Genomic DNA, 16,090 nt, shown 5'->3' on the forward strand with positions numbered 1-16,090 from the left:
CCCCCTCATCTCCCCACCCCTATTCACCATTGTCAGAATTTTCAATCACAGAGTATTTGGGATCGCCATAGTCATAAGGGGGTCTTTTCACAACTGGAATATTGTCAAAGTTATCTCGCGGTGGTGGTGAGGTGGTTGTCCATTCCAGTCCAGTGGCGTGCCAAGGATTATTTACTGCTTTTGGGCCGTATAAACAGGAACCCACCATATTAGCAATGAAAGGCAATACGGATACTCCTAGTAAGAAGCTTCCCAGACTGGAGATAATATTCCATCCTTGATACTGTGGGTCGTAGGAGGAGATGCGGCGCAACATTCCCTGTAAACCTAGTGGGTGCATGGGAAAGAAAGTCAGGTTAGCACCAATAAAAGTTAATAAGAAATGCAATTTACCCCAGCCTTCAGCATACATTCGTCCAGTAATCTTGGGAAACCAAAAGTAAATGGCTGCGAAAATTGCCATCGTAATTGTGTTGAAGACAATGTAATGAAAGTGCCCTACTACAAAGTAAGTATTATTAACATGAATATCGAAAGGTGTGGCGGCAAGCATGACACCAGTAACACCACCAAAAATAAACATTGCTGCACCGCCCATTGCAAACAACATCGGTGTCTCTAGGTGTAGCTTACTTTTCCAAACTGTGGCAGTCCAGCCAAATGCTTTGACACCAGTGGGCACAGCCACCAACATTGATGTCACCATAAAAGTCATCCGCATCCAACCAGGGGTAGCGCTAGTGAACATGTGATGCACCCAAACAAAAATGCTCACTAAGGCAATGCCCAGGGAAGCAAGGGCTAAGGAACGATAGCCAAATAAAGGATTCCGGGAAAATGCGGGTAGAACTTCTGCAAAAATCCCAAAGGCTGGCAGTGCCATGATGTAAACTGCTGGATGGGAGTAAAACCAGAAAAGATGTTGATAAATTATTGGGTCGCCATTTTCTAAAGGTTTGAAAAATTGGGTTCCGAAAGCTAGGTCAAATAATAGTAATACCAATGCACCAGTTAAGAAAGGCAAGTTAATTAGCTGCAATAACTGGGCACTAAGGACTGACCAAACAAATACAGGCATCCGAAAAAATGTCATTCCTGGGGCGCGCATCCAAAAAATTGTAGTTATAAAATTAACTGCTCCCATAATGGAAGAAATGCCAATCAATACTAAACTGACAATCCAAAAGAATTGACCATTAATTGGTTGATCGGGAGGAAATTGCAGACTAACAGGTGGATAAGACCACCAACCAGCTTTTGCAGGGCCGTTGGGTAACAAAAAGCTAGACAGTAAAAAAATACCGGCTGGTGGAATAATCCAAAAAGAAATGGCGTTGAGTAGGGGAAACGCCATATCTCGCGCTCCAATCATTAGGGGTACTAGGTAATTAGAAATACCTGCATTGAACGGGATAATCCACAGAAAAATCATGATTGTCCCGTGCATAGAAAATAAGCTGTTGTAGAGGGGGCGATCGACTACATTTAATTGCGGGGTGAGGAGTTCGGCACGAATCAGCATTGCCAACAACCCGCCAATTAGAAAGAAAATGAAAGTTGTTATTATGTACTGAACACCGATAACTTTATGGTCGGTGCTAAAGCTGAAATATTGTCGCCAATTGTCAACTGTCTGGTTTGGAGAATTCTCCAAATTAGAAACATTATCATGTGTCATTACTGACTTTCCTTTGATTAGCAATACTAGATTCAGCAGGTGCGACAGTGTACCAGCTAGTTTTAAATAATGTCTTCGGCGGTTGGCTATATTCAGCAACGGCCTGATTTTTGATAGTCATTGGTTGATTAGTTACTTGAGTAAGCCATTGGTTATATTTTTCAATTGGTTCCACATATACATCCGCATCCATCAAAGAAAAGTAAGTACCGCTAAATTGAGAATCTTTGAGTTGATATTTACCAACACGAATGGGTGTGATTACAAGGTCAATGTCTCGTCCAGGAATAATATCTTGCTTTAAGCGAAATTCCGGGACGTAAAAACCGTGAATCACCTCCTGGGCGTGCATATTGAGACGAGTACGACGATTCACTGGCAGGTGTAATTCCTGACTATTAATATTATTTGGATAGCGGAAAGACCAATCCCACTGCTTGACAAAAACTTCAATTGTTTCATCAGCTGGTTGCTTGAGGGGGGCTGCGCCTGGGCTGATTTCTGCGGCGTAGGCTGTTGCAGATTCTACAGGTGTATGCAAATGAACAATTTGCCTTAAACCCAAAATATCTAATTGCCGATAAATATTAAATCCTTGAAAAGCAATCCACATTACTAACAAAGTTGGCGTTACTGTCCAGAGAATTTCTAATCTCACATCGCCTCTAGATGGATGCCCTTCTGTGTAGTCTTCCTTTGGTGCGCGAAAAAACAGCATTGAATAAATCATCATACCCACAAGGGCAAGAAAGATGAAGGCTCCAACTGAGACTAAAAAGCTAAATAAACTATCTACCTTTTGTGCTTCTGCTGTAGCTTCCACAGGCATCCAAGAATATGCTTGCTGCCCAATCCAATGACTGATAACTAGCAACAATGCCATACATCCAGCTATTAGTAAATATTCTAAAAATTTCACCATAAAATTCGACAAATCATTGTTGAATTATTTAATTGTAAATTGACATATCAAAATTAAATTTAGCTTTATTTCTTTCCATAGCTTCAAAGATGACTAATGATTAATGACTAATAACTAATACAAATTTCGATTTGTACTCTGTTGGATTAATTTGGCCGCCGTCACGTGAATTCCGAACTCCTCGCCTAGTTGTGCCCCTAAAGTGCCGTGGACATATAAAATACCTAACATTACAATACCTACTAATAAGTAACTCCACTGTACTTGTCGTGAAGCATTTTTGCGCCAGCGATCGCGTTGAAAACCTCTCCATACAGTCATACCTACAAATATTCCCAACAACAAAACACCACCTAAACCATGTAGTAGCATTGTCCAACCAGGACTCAAACCCCAATCACTCTTTTGATTTACTGGTGGATTTGCTAGCAGTAACTCGAAAAAACCAAATGCAACGGTGAAAAATGTCACAACGGCCGCTGCTATTAGGTTGTACCAGCCAACATCGAAGAAGCCAGAACGGATTGCAGGTAGACCGAGAAATTTGAAAATTGGTCGCCCTAAATGAAAAAATGCTCCTGCGATATCAAATAAGATGGCGATAATAAACAAGCCCAATGTTAAATGTACTAATTGCGGGTGTATAGGAATTTCGTAAGGTAATCCGTTAGCCCCTAACCTTAATCTTAATTGTTCGATTAGCTGCGAGTTCATTGCCAGACCCCCTGCTTGGTTGCTTCCACAACAGGTTCGACATGCAACCCGTATACCCAAAATAGTTTGCTTCCCAGGTATACTTGCAAGAAGACTAGACAAATCAAAAAAGTTGCTACACCAAGATAAGCTGGGGGTATTTTTAAGGAATTGCGATTACGAATCACAAAACGCCAAGCTGTGATACTAGCTATAATCACAGCTAACGACCAACCCATAATCGTGTGAAAATTTAGTGTTGGCTGGACTGCTTGATAATTGTTTGCCAAACCTGCTTCAAATTGACCAAAAATAACTGCGAAAAAAATAGCCACTGAAGCCACAAACATATTCCAAAAACTGACTTCAAACAAACGCGCATTATGGGTAAAATAACCTACGACATCGCAGAAAAATGAAAAAAACACCATCGCAATCACAAAGTGGACGATGATGGGGTGTATGGGGTCGGGGTAAGGAAGATTTTGACTGTTGAGAGGCAAAGCAGGCATCATTTTTTCCTGAAGTATTAACGCGCTATCATCACTGGCTGCGGTCAAAATAAAATTATATTTTTTGTAGTATTTATGTATTTATACTTGTTAAACTCCAATGAATTTTATATGCTGTTTTGAAAATATATCTGAATACATAGTTTCTGAAAGTAGCGATTAAAAACACTATCTTTGGAAAGATTTACGTAAAACAAAGGATGTGTGAATTTAAAAGATAGATGGTGCATAATTGCGGGATGATTTTGGAATCAACCATAATCCGTGCGTCTGGTGTGTCCCCGCGTCTTTGCGTCAACCTCGATCATCCCCTCAGCAACGCCAAAAGATAAATTCACTGATTCTCATATCATGTCCGCCTAATCACTTATCAAAAAAATTCTCCGCGTCTTTGCGTCTCCCCGTCCCCGCGTCAGTCCTAATGATAAGTCTTCAACCGGACATGATATCAGAGGATGTTTGCAAGCATGAATACTCTACAGCAGTCTAATTTGATTAATGACTCGATCTGTATAGGCAGGCAAGAGGCAATAGGCAACAGGCAACAGAGTTATAAAAGAGTAAGGATTTCGGGCAACGCAGAATTAATTCATCTCTACCTTTTGAGAGAGTAAAATATATTCCTGATGGATAGGGATTATTGGATATAATATGCCACCATAACAATATAGTCTTTGATTCATAAAAGCGGAGGTTGCTTTGGATTTCCTCCGATTTTTTTATGTTTGATTAAAATGTTGATTGTTGACGGTTAACGGTTGACAGTCAACATAGTTAGTAAAGTTTTTAACCATAAACCATCAACGGTGAACAGCCAACACGAAAATTTCCTGTTCCCTGTTCCCTGTTCCCTGTTCCCTGTTCCCTATTCCCTATTTTCAAGACACAACTTAGGTTAACTGCTCGCTATACTCAATTTGCGTGACTTTCCCAGCTTCGATATGGAAGGTGAATGCAGCAGCGCTATCTTGACTACCAACTAAATATCCTAAAAAGGTAATTTTACCTTCTTTCGATATATAAGGTTTGCCGTAAAGCTTAATTACCTGGGATTGCGAATCGCCAACTTTTACACCCGTTGGAGTTGGAAATTTAGGACTGCGGGTAACAAAGTGGTAAACAAAGAAATTTTTAGGCTTGTTTACATAGGGAACTAGAGATATGGAAATATTTGAGTATTGAAGCGTTCGGATATTGTCGCCAACTCCCTCGCTAAATTGAGTTTTAGTGCTAATGGGTTTTCCCAGAATGCTGCGTACTTGTTGTTCGGACATACCAGGACAAATTTTTCCTAGTCCCACTTTGGTAAGAGCTATGATTGTGTTTTGAGTTTGTGCTACTTTTGGAGGCTGAGCTAAAATTAAGTCTTGGTTGGCTGTAAAGGAAAGTGAAAGCAAGCCAGTTAATGCTGTAGTGAAGATAATTTTTTTCATTAGATGATATTTAAGCCAAGTTTTACATCTTATTTAATCTACATTTGCAAATCTAATTTTCCATAATCGTTTTGTGTTTCTGGTTCTGTGTTATGCAAGAAACACAATTTTAGCAGCACTGAATTTGAACTGGGGTGAGAGAAAATCTTAATGTGTTGACTGTTAACTGTGAACCGCGAACAGTCAACAATAGTAATGGAATATTTTTTTACTTAGAAGTCCCTACGGGCTTTCGCTTGCTGTTTCTTCTTGCCTGTTGGTCACACAAAAAATGAGTATGTAAAATTGCGTAAAATAATATTAATTATATGTATCACTTCATAGGTTGTAACTGATGTTGAAAAAGAATAAATTATGTGCGTATGTACTAAGAGTAGCTATTTTTACAAGTTTAATGGGAGCGATCGCCAGTGGATGCGCTAGTTTTGCAACTCCCAATGTGCAGCCGGACAAGAGTGTGAATAATTACACTCCAATTCAAACTACTGGGGGCGAAGCACAAGAAACTTCTCCAACAAAAGCCAATCAAGCCCAGAAGCTCCCTTCTAGAACTAAAAATTCTGCCAATGCAGTGAACAAGCTAGATCTCAAAGAAGGTATGCCATATCAAAAAGCGCGAGAAGTAGTGATTCAACAAGGTTGGCAACCCAATTTACAGGGCGATTCTCCTAATCTCCAAGATACTTCTGTGAAAGAATTATTTGATTTCGGGTATGAAGAGGTTAAAGACTGTTCGGGGACGGGTGTGGGAGCTTGTCGATTTGAGTTTACCAACAAAGCTGGAGAACTTTTATGGATTTCAGCGACGATGGCCGATCGCACTAATACAGAACGAGTAGTTTGGCATTGGTCGATTGAAAAGGGGACAAATACTAATCAATCAACTTTGGTTGCTTCTCATCAAGAGAAACTACCGTTTATCGGCACTCGATTGTTTAATTTTCTTAATGGAAATGGAACTGGTCAATCCATAGCGATCGCCCCTGACGGAACCACTATAGTTAAGCTTAACGGTAAATTTGAAAGTTCGGTTCAATATAACGGAAAATTCTCCAATCCCATTATTTTGCAAGATGGCAGTGGCTTAGGATTACTTTTCAAAGATGGTAAAGTTTATAGCCTATCAACTGATGGAAACATCGCAAAAGGTTGTCAAGGTGAAGGAACAATTTGTGAGTCTTCTTTGCTGGAAGCACCATCTCCTGTGATTGTAGACGGATTTTATATTCTTGGAGGAACAGGTCAAGGTTTGGAAGTAAAAGGGGAACAGTATCGATATTATGACGAGGAAGGAAATAAGGAATGGCAACCAATTTCTGAGTTAAATTACATCAAAGAAGGTTTGATATTTGATGGTGAAAATTATTGGTGTATCCCTCCAAGACGCGAAACAGGTGTATGTTCTGAAAATGGCTGGCTTCCATTAAGATAGATTTTAGTTCTGGGTTTAAAGCCGCACTTCCAAAATGTTTTTAGACCCAAAACTTGAACGGATGGGTTTAAGAGTTCCTTCGTACCAGAAATATCAGCAGATACTTGCTTGATAAAAATATAAAGTTAGTACAGTAAGCTGTGCAATAGTTATTGCAGTTTCATGATGAATGTAACTGTTTCTATCTAATGGTGAAATCTTGTGTTTGTTAGGGAATACTAAATTTGGTATTTCAGGTTCAGTACGATGCTTTATATTACGGGATATCGCTTGATTGAAGAACTTTACAATGGTTCCAGAACATTGGTTTATCGAGCGTTACGAGAGATTGACTCATCATCCGTAATTATCAAACTGTTGAAAAATTCTTATCCTAGCTTTAGCGAACTTGTGGAGTTTCGCAATCAATACACCATTGCCAAAAATCTCAACTACCCCGAAATCATCCAAACCTACAGTCTGGAACCTTATGAAAATGGCTATGCCTTGATTATGGAAGATTTTGGAGGTATTTCTCTCCAGGATTATTTTGCTGGCATTCGCAAGCAGAACATCAATTTTTTACAAGAATTTTTACAGATAGCGATCGCTCTGTGCAATTGTTTAGAAATACTTTACAAAGAGCGCATTATTCATAAAGATATTAAACCCAGCAATATTTTAATTAATCCTGCAACCAAACAAGTAAAGCTAATCGATTTTAGTATTGCATCTTTATTACCACGGGAAAGTCAAACACTCATTAACCCCAATGTCTTAGAAGGGACGCTTGCTTATATTTCTCCAGAACAAACGGGGAGAATGAATCGCTTAATTGATTATCGGACTGATTTTTATTCTTTAGGTGTTACTTTCTATGAATTACTGACTGGGGAATTACCATTTAAATCAAACGATGCAATGGAATTGGTGCATTGCCACATTGCTAAACAGCCAAATGTAATCAAAAATCAAGCAATACCGCAGGTAATTTCTGATACCATCGCAAAATTGATGGCAAAGAACGCTGAAGACCGCTATCAAAGTACATTGGGACTAAAATCTGATTTAGAAAATTGTTTAACTCAACTCCAAGAAACTGGTAAGATTGAAAACTTTCTTATTGGGCGGCGGGATGTGTGCGATCGCTTTATCATTCCCGAAAAACTCTACGGTCGTGAAAATGAAGTTCAAATGTTGCTGGAAGCATTTGACCGCGTGGCTGATGGTGCTACCGAAATGATGCTGGTAGCTGGTTTTTCTGGGATTGGCAAAACAGCAGTTGTGAATGAAGTTCATAAACCAATTGTTAAACAACGTGGTTATTTTATTAAAGGCAAGTTCGACCAATTTAACCGTAATATTCCCTTTTCGGCATTTGTACAAGCTTTTCGTAATTTGATAGGACAATTACTCACAGAAAGCGACGAACAAATACAACAATGGCGGGGGAAAATTACTCAAGCATTAGGAGATAACGCTCAAATAATTATTGAAGTTATTCCAGAATTAGAACTAATTATCGGAAAACAATCTCCTGTGCCAGAAGTATCGGGTATTGCGGTACAAAATAGATTTAATTTATTACTGCGAAAATTTATTGAATTATTTCTTAACAAAGAACATCCATTGGTGATATTTTTAGATGACTTACAATGGATTGATTCTGCCTCATTAAAACTTATGGAATCCTTAATGAGCGAGGCAAATTATCGATATTTACTTCTGATTGGTGCTTATCGAGATAATGAAGTATCAAGGGCGCATCCTTTGATGTTGACATTGGATGAAATCCAAAAAAATGGCGCAACAATTAATACAATTATTCTCCAATCACTCAATCAATTAAAATTAAATCAATTAATAGCTGACACCTTAAATTGTAAAGAAAACCTAGCTTTACCACTTTCAGAATTAATTTATCAAAAAACTCAGGGCAATCCATTTTTTGCTACACAATTTATTAAAGCATTGCATCAAGAAGGATTGATTTATTTTAATTACGAGCAAGGTTATTGGCAATGTGACATAACAAAAATTAATCAGCGATCGCTCACCACTGATGTCGTTGAATTCATGGCTTTACAATTACAAAAATTGCCAGAATCAACTCAAAATATTTTACAATTAGCTGCATGTATCGGCAATCAATTTGATTTAGAAACATTAGCCATTGTTTCTAAACAATCAAAAATCGAAACCGCAGCTAGTTTGTGGAGTGCCTTACAAAATGGATTAATTTTACCTCAAAGTGAGGTTTATAAGTTTTTTGTCGGTTCGGAAAATCAGCCTGTTACTCAAGAGAATACTGAAATTGTTGTATATAAATTTCTCCACGATCGCATTCAACAAGCAGCTTATTCTTTAATTCCCGAAACTCAAAAACAAGCAACTCACTACCACATCGGCAAACTACTACTAAAAAATCTATCAACGGCAGAATTAGAGGACAGAATTTTTGATGTAGTCAACCAAATCAACATTGGCAAATTTTTGCTTTCAGATGAAACCGAGAAAAAACAACTTGCGGAACTTAATTTAAGTGCGGGTCAAAAAGCTAAAGCTTCTACAGCCTATGAAGCGGCAAAAACTTACTTACAAGTGGGGATAAATTTGTTAACAAAAGATGCTAAGACTGCGGCCTATGGTCTGGCATTCAATCTGCATTTCAATTTAGCAGAAGCCGCGTTGATGAGTGGAGATTTTCAGTTGTTGGAAGACACAGTGTCAATATTACTGGAATTTGCCAACTCAAATATCGATAGAGCTAAAATTTATGTTTTGAAAGTAGATTGGTATTCTTTGCAAGGACGGTTTGCAGAATCCATCCAGACGGGTTTGTCAGGGTTAGAAAGTCTGGGCATCACTTTTGACAGATCTACATTGAAACAATTAGCTCAACAAGAGTTTACCGTTGTTGAAGACAGCTTAAAAAATCGCTCCCTGGCGACGTTGTTGGATTTACCTGCGGCAACGAATTTAGAAGTTCGAGTCGCCATTGAATTATTGATTATTTTGCAACCACCAGCCTACATTGTCTCTGATTTCCATCTCTACAGTTTCGCGACCTTTAGAGCTGTGCGTTTATCCATTGAACAGGGTAACACTGCTGAATCAATCAAAGCCTATGCCAGTTACGGTTTTCTGATTGGACTGATACATGGTCAGTACCAGCGCGGACTGGAGTTTGCTGAACTGGCGCTGCAATTAAGCTATAAGCTCAATAGTAAATTTCAGCAATCTAGGGCTTGCTTTATATTCAGTTGTGGTATCCAAGTTTGGGCAAAGCCAATACAGGGAGCAGCCCAGAGAAATTATCAAGGGTTCCTCGCAGGACTCGAATCTGGAGAAATCATCCACGCTGGATATAACCTATACGGTAATATTCTTAATCGACTGTTTCAAGGTGAAAACCTCGCAGATATAGCGATGGACATCGATAAATATTGGCTAATTGGCGAGAAACTAAAGCATGATTTTTTGCTGAGTATTCTTTCAGCCTGCCGTTTCTTTGTCAACCAACTTTCGCAATCTTTAGATGAACAACAACTAACCTTGGTAACAACAGAACAAGCTTGGGTCGAGCGTTCTCAAGCATTAAAATCCCATACAGCACTAGGTACGTATTACATTCTACAAATGCATCGAGCTTGCTTAATTGACAGCTTTAAACCGGACATTCACTATGTTATGGAAGCTGGTAAATTTCTCAATGCTTGTGCCGGATTTACCACTTCTTCTGGTTACTATTACTATAGTTGTTTGATTTTGTGCGATCGCTATTTAAGTTTGCCACAACCAGAGCGTAACGATGTGTTGCAGCAAATTGAAAGCAATCAAGCCAAACTCAAAATCTGGTCAGAAAGTTGTTCGCAAAACTTTTTACATAAATATTTGCTAGTTGAAGCAGAGCGATCGCGAATTGTTGGAAAATATCTCCAAGCCCAAGAACTTTACGATAATGCCATTGCCGAAGCCCAAGCCAACGGTTATATCCAAGAAGAAGCCATAGCCAACGAACTTGCTGCTAAATTTTACCTGAATTGGGGTAAAGAAAAAGCAGCCCAAGGATACATGCAAGAAGCATATTACTGCTACGCTCGATGGGGAGCAAAAGCTAAAACTGACAATTTAGAAAAATGCTATCCCCAATTACTTAAACCCATCCTGCAACAGCAACGATTCAACTTAAATCCTGTAGAAAATATTGGCACCATCGGTCAAATTTCTACCATTCACAGCACCAGCATTAGTGATGTTCTCAATTTTGCTTCCATCCTCAAAGCTGCTCAAACTATCTCCAGTACTATTGAATTAGAGCAACTTTTGGCTAGTCTCACCCAAATTATTATCGAAAACTCCGGAGCAAACAAATGTGCTTTGATTCTCCCTGAAGAACAGGGTAATTGGCAAGTCAAAGCGGTGACTTTAATCAACCATCAAGGAAGTTATCAAGGTGATTTAGAAACCACACTTAACCGACAAACAATAGATACTTACCAAGAGATTCCCACAACAATTATTAATTACGTCAAAAATACTCAACAAACCATTGTAATAGATGACTGTATCACAGATATTCCCGGAATTATTGGCGAATATATGCACAGAATTCAGCCCAAAAGTGTGTTATGTACGCCAATTATTCATCAAGGACATTTAGTCGGTATTCTTTACCTAGAAAATCAACTTACAAGTGGGGTATTTAACAGCGATCGCTTGCAAATAATTCAAATGTTAGCAGCCCAAGCTGCCATCTCTTTAGAAAATGCCCGCCTCTATCGAGAATCCCAAGAAAAAGCGCAACAACTACAACAATCTCTCCAGCAACAAAAAACCTTATTTGAAGTTGTCACTCAAATTCGAGAATTTTTAAACTTAGATGCAATTTTCGGTGCAGTCACTCAAAATATTCGTGAGATTCTCAAAGCCGATCGCGTCGGAATTTATCAGTTTCATTTAGATGAAAATTACAAATATGGCGAATTTATTGCAGAAGATGTCTTACCAGAATTTACTTCTGCCTTAGCAGTAAAAGTTCAAGATTGTTGCTTTAGTGAAAACTTTGCTACCCTGTACAAACAAGGACGTGTTTGCACTATTAATGACATTAACTCAGATGTAGTCAAAGATTGCCATCGCACAATATTAACGCAATTCCAAGTCAAGGCATCATTGGTAGTTCCAATTATGCAAGATGAGACACTCTGGGGATTACTCTGTATTCATCAATGCCATCGCCCTCGTCACTGGCAACCTTTTGAAATTCAATTTGCCCAGCAAATTGGCGCACAAATGGGAGTTGCCCTCAAGCAAACAGATTTATTAATTAAAACTCAAAAACAAGCCACACAACTAAGAGAAACACTGCAACAACTCCAACAAACTCAACTTCAATTAGTACAAAATGAGAAAATGTCTGCATTAGGTAACTTAGTTGCTGGGGTAGCTCATGAAATGAATAATCCCTTAGGTTTTATTTATGCTAGTCTCCAACAAACTAAACCTATTTTGGCTGATGTTGTCGAACACTTAAAATTATATCAAATTAATTTTCCCCACCAGAATTATGAAATCAAAGACCATGCTGAAAAAATTGACTTGGATTATAGCTTAGAAGATTTACCAAAAATTATTGATTCTATGACTTTAGCGTGCAACAGACTGACAAATATTAGTACCAGTCTTCGCACTTTCTCCCGTGCCGACCGAGAACACAAAGTAGAGTTTAATCTTCATGAGGGTATTGATAGTACAATTTTAATTCTCAAACATCGCCTGAAAGCTAATCAACAACGTCCCGCCATTCAAGTAAATACTAATTATGGCAATTTACCTTTAATTAATTGTTTTCCCGGACAGTTAAATCAAGTATTTATGAATATTATAGTTAATGCCATTGATGCCCTAGAAGAATCAAATATTGGGCGAAATTCATCAGAAATACAAGCCAATCCTAATCACATTACAATTACAACATCAATCGTAGATAAACACGTAAAAATATCAATTGCTGATAATGGCAAAGGGATAAATGAAGAAACTAAACAAAAGATTTTTGACCATTTATTTACTACTAAAGCGGTAGGAAAAGGAACCGGGTTAGGGTTAGCCATCGCCCAGCAAATTGTCGTAGAAAAACATGGAGGAATAATTTATGTACATTCTTCCCCAGGTAAAGGTACTGAATTTGCCATCGAGTTACCGCTTTAGCACACACAAATCACAGAAAAACAAGAATTCGAGACATTTCTGGCATCATAACAATTCATCAAAATCTTAATACAAATCCATACCCCTGTAGGGGCGAAAGGCTGTTCGCCCCTAATCTTTTCGCCCGAAACCAGTTCCCCCCTACAGGGTATTTGTATCATAAAAAAAGCGATCGCTCTTTTTTCTTCGCCATCACATTCCTCAGCCACCGTCTTTTTCACATCTAAAATGCCAGTATTATAGCAGTCCGATTTGATTAATGAACTGATCTGTATAGGCAGGCAAGAGGCAATAGGGAATAGGCAACAGGGTTATAAAAGAGTAAAGTGTACGGAATTTTGTTCAAAAATCAAATAGGATTCCTATATTAATATAATAATGACGAATTACTACTAGGTATATTTCCTTGACTTGGCCAGGATTGAATCGCAAAAACACGTTAAAATTAACAATATTTTTATTGTTGCTGTTCCTAGCCCTAGTTGTTGTGTTGCAACTTTCTCCAAAACAACCACAGCTAGTAGAACGCAAAAGCAATTATGCAATACATATTCAACAAAATTTTAATCAACCTAGTTTTTACCCAGTAACCAAAATTCCCTCTGCAAACCTTTATAAACCGATTGCAGACTGGGTAGGAAGATTAATTTTACCAACGAAACAGCAATTAGTAGATAATTTAGATTGGGTATGGCTGGAAGTACAACATGCACCACCCACCGCACAAAGTTTGGTAGGAAAGATTGTGCGTCTGGAATGGAAAAAAAATCAAGATTCACTAGCTTATCTTCAAGCTGTAACGCGAGATGTAAATTTTACTCCGGAAGTCATTCAAAGCCAAAAACAAGGAAATATTCATCCTTTTCGACTGAATGGAGTGCGTCAGGTAGGAAGTTTACGTTCTTTGGCTGGAGCAAATCCTTATGATGATACAATTGTTGCTTTAGATGCCCAAACAATTTATATAGAAAGTCCAGAACAACCACTTTTACAGATTGAACAAGAACCTGTTTTGGTGACTGGTAGATTTTATGGTTTGGTAAAAATTCTTAAACCCCATCCGCCAACTTATTCATCAACTAAAAATCACAAGGATAGTGATTATTTTTTAGTACAGCATTACAACCCTAATTCTCATCAGTTTGATGGAGTTTTAGAAACTATTCGCATTCCCCAACAAGTTATAGATACGCGAAATTTTCCTCCTTCAACTTTGCAGCAAATTGAAAAGTCACCTGCGGGTAATGAAGGCTGGTATATTTACGGTGCTAAAGATATCAATGATGTATTTACTGTACAGGCGATCGCCCCTCGTTCTCTATTTCGCATCCAACCAAATCAAAGCATTAGTGGCAAGGAATCAGCACTGAATTACATTCAAACTGCAAATTGGCTAAATACGGAAAAAAATAAAGGTAAATTTAATACTCTTTTTTTAAATCCAGTTTCAACAAATAATTCATCTAATCAATTAACATCAAAATGGCAAGAAGGGGACAAAGCAATTTTACTCCACCTATTCGGTGGAATTGGCGGACGTAAAGCTGAGACACTGGGAGTCCCTTACACTGTCACCGGACATTTTGCTTTTGGAATTGCAGAAGTTGTGCGAGATAAGTTTACTGACGAATTACGCTTCGAGACGAAATATCACCAAATTTATGCCCACAACCCTGATGGAATTATTGCTGCAACGCATACATGGGCTGATTATATGGGAAACTTACAACGCGGCTGGCTGGCAACCCGTCCGGTATCAGATATTCTGATAAAATTTGACCCTGTAACCCAAGATTATAATTTTGGTGGAGTCAAACTTTCGCCTTTAAATGAATTCCAGCAACAATTACAAGTCACAATGGCCCGTTATCGAGTCGGCGATGGTACTGGCGCTTCCATAGTATCACCTGCTACTTCTTGTATTCAAGACTCCAGCCAAGCGCTGTATGCAGCAATACTAGCCATTAAAAATCAAGTTGCTGCTAGTCCTCAAATTCAAACTTGGTTAAATGCCAATTCTAATCACCCGCAAACCTCAAGGTTTCAACAGTTAATTAAATTAGGTCAAGCTTTAGAAAAACAATTAACACCTTTGGGGATAGTCAGGGCTGATTGGCAGAGTCAAGCTAGTATACTCGCAGGTACGGGAATCGGCAAAACTAGTAGTTCGCCAAGTGAATTAGGTGGGGGAAAGGGTAAAGGGGAAAGGGGAAAGGTTTTAAATCCCTTACCCTCTAACCCTTCCCCTTTCCCCAGCCCTGACCCAGCATTTTTGGATTGGCAGAGTACTGGGGAAGCATTTCAAGATAGGAGTATTTGGGCTGGTTTGACGACATGGCGAACAATTATGCCAAGACAAGCACAGGACGAACTTGCCGCAATATTTTTAAAACAAGGTGCCATAATGCAAGTATGGCGAACCAATCAAGTAGGCGGTTGGCAGGCTGATATTACACCCATTGCACCAACAGTGATTTTCGGACAAATTCAGATTCCCTTTACTAATATTTCACCGCTATCAATTCTTTTGAATCGTATTTTATCATCATTAGTAATTCCCAGCCTCCAAGATTGGTTAATTGCCGGTTTACTACTGGTAATTTATGGTGCAATCGCCATACCTTTTGGTTGGAAATTTAACTTTTTACAAATACAAATTTGGTCTGCCAATTTGCTCGATCAAAGCTTGTTGGTATTGCGTTGCTTATTCACACCTGCAATTTTAGAAGAATTAATTTTTCGAGTTTTTCTGCTGCCTCATCCTACAGAAATAATCAGTTGGTTTAATTGGGTATTGTGGGGAATTTTCAGTTTATTATTGTTTGTTGTTTATCATCCATTGAATGCTAAAACCTTTTTTAAAAAGGGATTGTCTACATTTTTTAATTTAGTGTTTCTCAGTTTAGCTGCATTATTAGGAATTATATGTACACTTGCCTATGCCCTTACAGGTTCCTTGTGGGTGATAGTTTTAATTCACTGGGTTGTGGTAGTGGTTTGGTTAATTGTTTTTGGAGGGATGGAAAAATTCACAGATTCATCCCATTAAGGCCAATACAGTTCACATAAGACCAAAACACTTGTAGAAACGCCGATAAATCGCGTCTAGTAAACCTAAAAATGTTACCACTAGCCCTTAACTGAACCCTATTCAATACTTGTCGGGTTTTGGGGGAAAGGGAAAGGGGAAAAGGGAAAGAAAAAACCTTTAACCCTTACCCTTTAACC

General features: G+C 38.5%; 8 protein-coding genes. 3 read left to right on the forward strand and 5 right to left on the reverse strand.

The genetic code is table 11. The annotated features are described in order from the left end of the window. Positions 1-19 precede the first annotated feature (19 nt). The 5 genes from GNE10_RS19815 to bamE form a co-directional block, all read right to left on the reverse strand. Positions 20-1,678, reverse strand: coding sequence for a cbb3-type cytochrome c oxidase subunit I (locus tag GNE10_RS19815; RefSeq protein WP_185566628.1), 1,659 nt, complete (start codon positions 1,676-1,678; stop codon positions 20-22). Then, complete coding sequence (locus GNE10_RS19820) at positions 1,668-2,600, reverse strand: cytochrome c oxidase subunit II (RefSeq protein WP_185566629.1); 933 nt, start codon at positions 2,598-2,600, stop codon at positions 1,668-1,670. Before GNE10_RS19820 ends, GNE10_RS19815 begins: the two co-directional genes overlap by 11 nt. A 114-nt stretch (positions 2,601-2,714) precedes the next feature. Beyond that, positions 2,715-3,314 carry a DUF2231 domain-containing protein gene (locus GNE10_RS19825; protein WP_185566630.1) on the reverse strand — a complete coding sequence of 200 codons (600 nt, stop codon included), beginning with the start codon at positions 3,312-3,314 and terminating at the stop codon, positions 2,715-2,717. Continuing rightward, a complete protein-coding gene (locus GNE10_RS19830) occupies positions 3,311-3,805 on the reverse strand; it encodes a DUF2231 domain-containing protein (protein WP_099072249.1) in 495 nt (164 codons plus the stop codon). The genes GNE10_RS19825 and GNE10_RS19830 overlap by 4 nt, the downstream gene beginning before the upstream one ends. Before the next feature lie 890 nt (positions 3,806-4,695). Next, a complete protein-coding gene (gene bamE / locus GNE10_RS19835; RefSeq protein WP_185566631.1) occupies positions 4,696-5,238 on the reverse strand; it encodes an outer membrane protein assembly factor BamE in 543 nt (180 codons plus the stop codon). A 334-nt stretch (positions 5,239-5,572) separates the two neighbouring features. Here bamE and GNE10_RS19840 point away from each other — a divergent pair, with 334 nt between their 5' ends. The 3 genes from GNE10_RS19840 to GNE10_RS36060 all read left to right on the forward strand — a co-directional run bounded on the left by GNE10_RS19840 (position 5,573) and on the right by GNE10_RS36060 (position 15,911). Continuing rightward, positions 5,573-6,670 (forward strand): hypothetical protein, encoded by a 1,098-nt coding sequence (locus tag GNE10_RS19840; protein WP_185566632.1) that lies wholly within the window; start codon positions 5,573-5,575, stop codon positions 6,668-6,670. A 246-nt stretch (positions 6,671-6,916) separates the two neighbouring features. Next, entirely contained in the window at positions 6,917-12,862 is a 5,946-nt protein-coding gene (locus GNE10_RS19845; protein WP_185566633.1) for an AAA family ATPase, read from the forward strand. A gap of 421 nt (positions 12,863-13,283) precedes the next feature. Next, on the forward strand, positions 13,284-15,911 hold the full coding sequence (locus GNE10_RS36060) for a type II CAAX prenyl endopeptidase Rce1 family protein (protein ID WP_260446940.1): 2,628 nt from the start codon (positions 13,284-13,286) through the stop codon (positions 15,909-15,911). The last annotated feature ends 179 nt before the right edge of the window (positions 15,912-16,090 follow it).

The sequence above is a fragment of the Nostoc sp. 2RC genome, from assembly GCF_014222165.1.
Classification (GTDB): domain Bacteria; phylum Cyanobacteriota; class Cyanobacteriia; order Cyanobacteriales; family Nostocaceae; genus Nostoc; species Nostoc linckia.

Bases quoted from the DNA above. Each gene is read 5' to 3' on its own strand.
- GNE10_RS19815 (WP_185566628.1), bottom strand. From the start codon at position 1,678: ATGACACATGATAATGTTTCTAATTTGGAGAATTCTCCAAACCAGACA.
- GNE10_RS19820 (WP_185566629.1), bottom strand. From the start codon at position 2,600: ATGGTGAAATTTTTAGAATATTTACTAATAGCTGGATGTATGGCATTG.
- GNE10_RS19825 (WP_185566630.1), bottom strand. From the start codon at position 3,314: ATGAACTCGCAGCTAATCGAACAATTAAGATTAAGGTTAGGGGCTAAC.
- GNE10_RS19830 (WP_099072249.1), bottom strand. From the start codon at position 3,805: ATGCCTGCTTTGCCTCTCAACAGTCAAAATCTTCCTTACCCCGACCCC.
- bamE (WP_185566631.1), bottom strand. From the start codon at position 5,238: ATGAAAAAAATTATCTTCACTACAGCATTAACTGGCTTGCTTTCACTT.
- GNE10_RS19840 (WP_185566632.1), top strand. From the start codon at position 5,573: ATGTTGAAAAAGAATAAATTATGTGCGTATGTACTAAGAGTAGCTATT.
- GNE10_RS19845 (WP_185566633.1), top strand. From the start codon at position 6,917: ATGCTTTATATTACGGGATATCGCTTGATTGAAGAACTTTACAATGGT.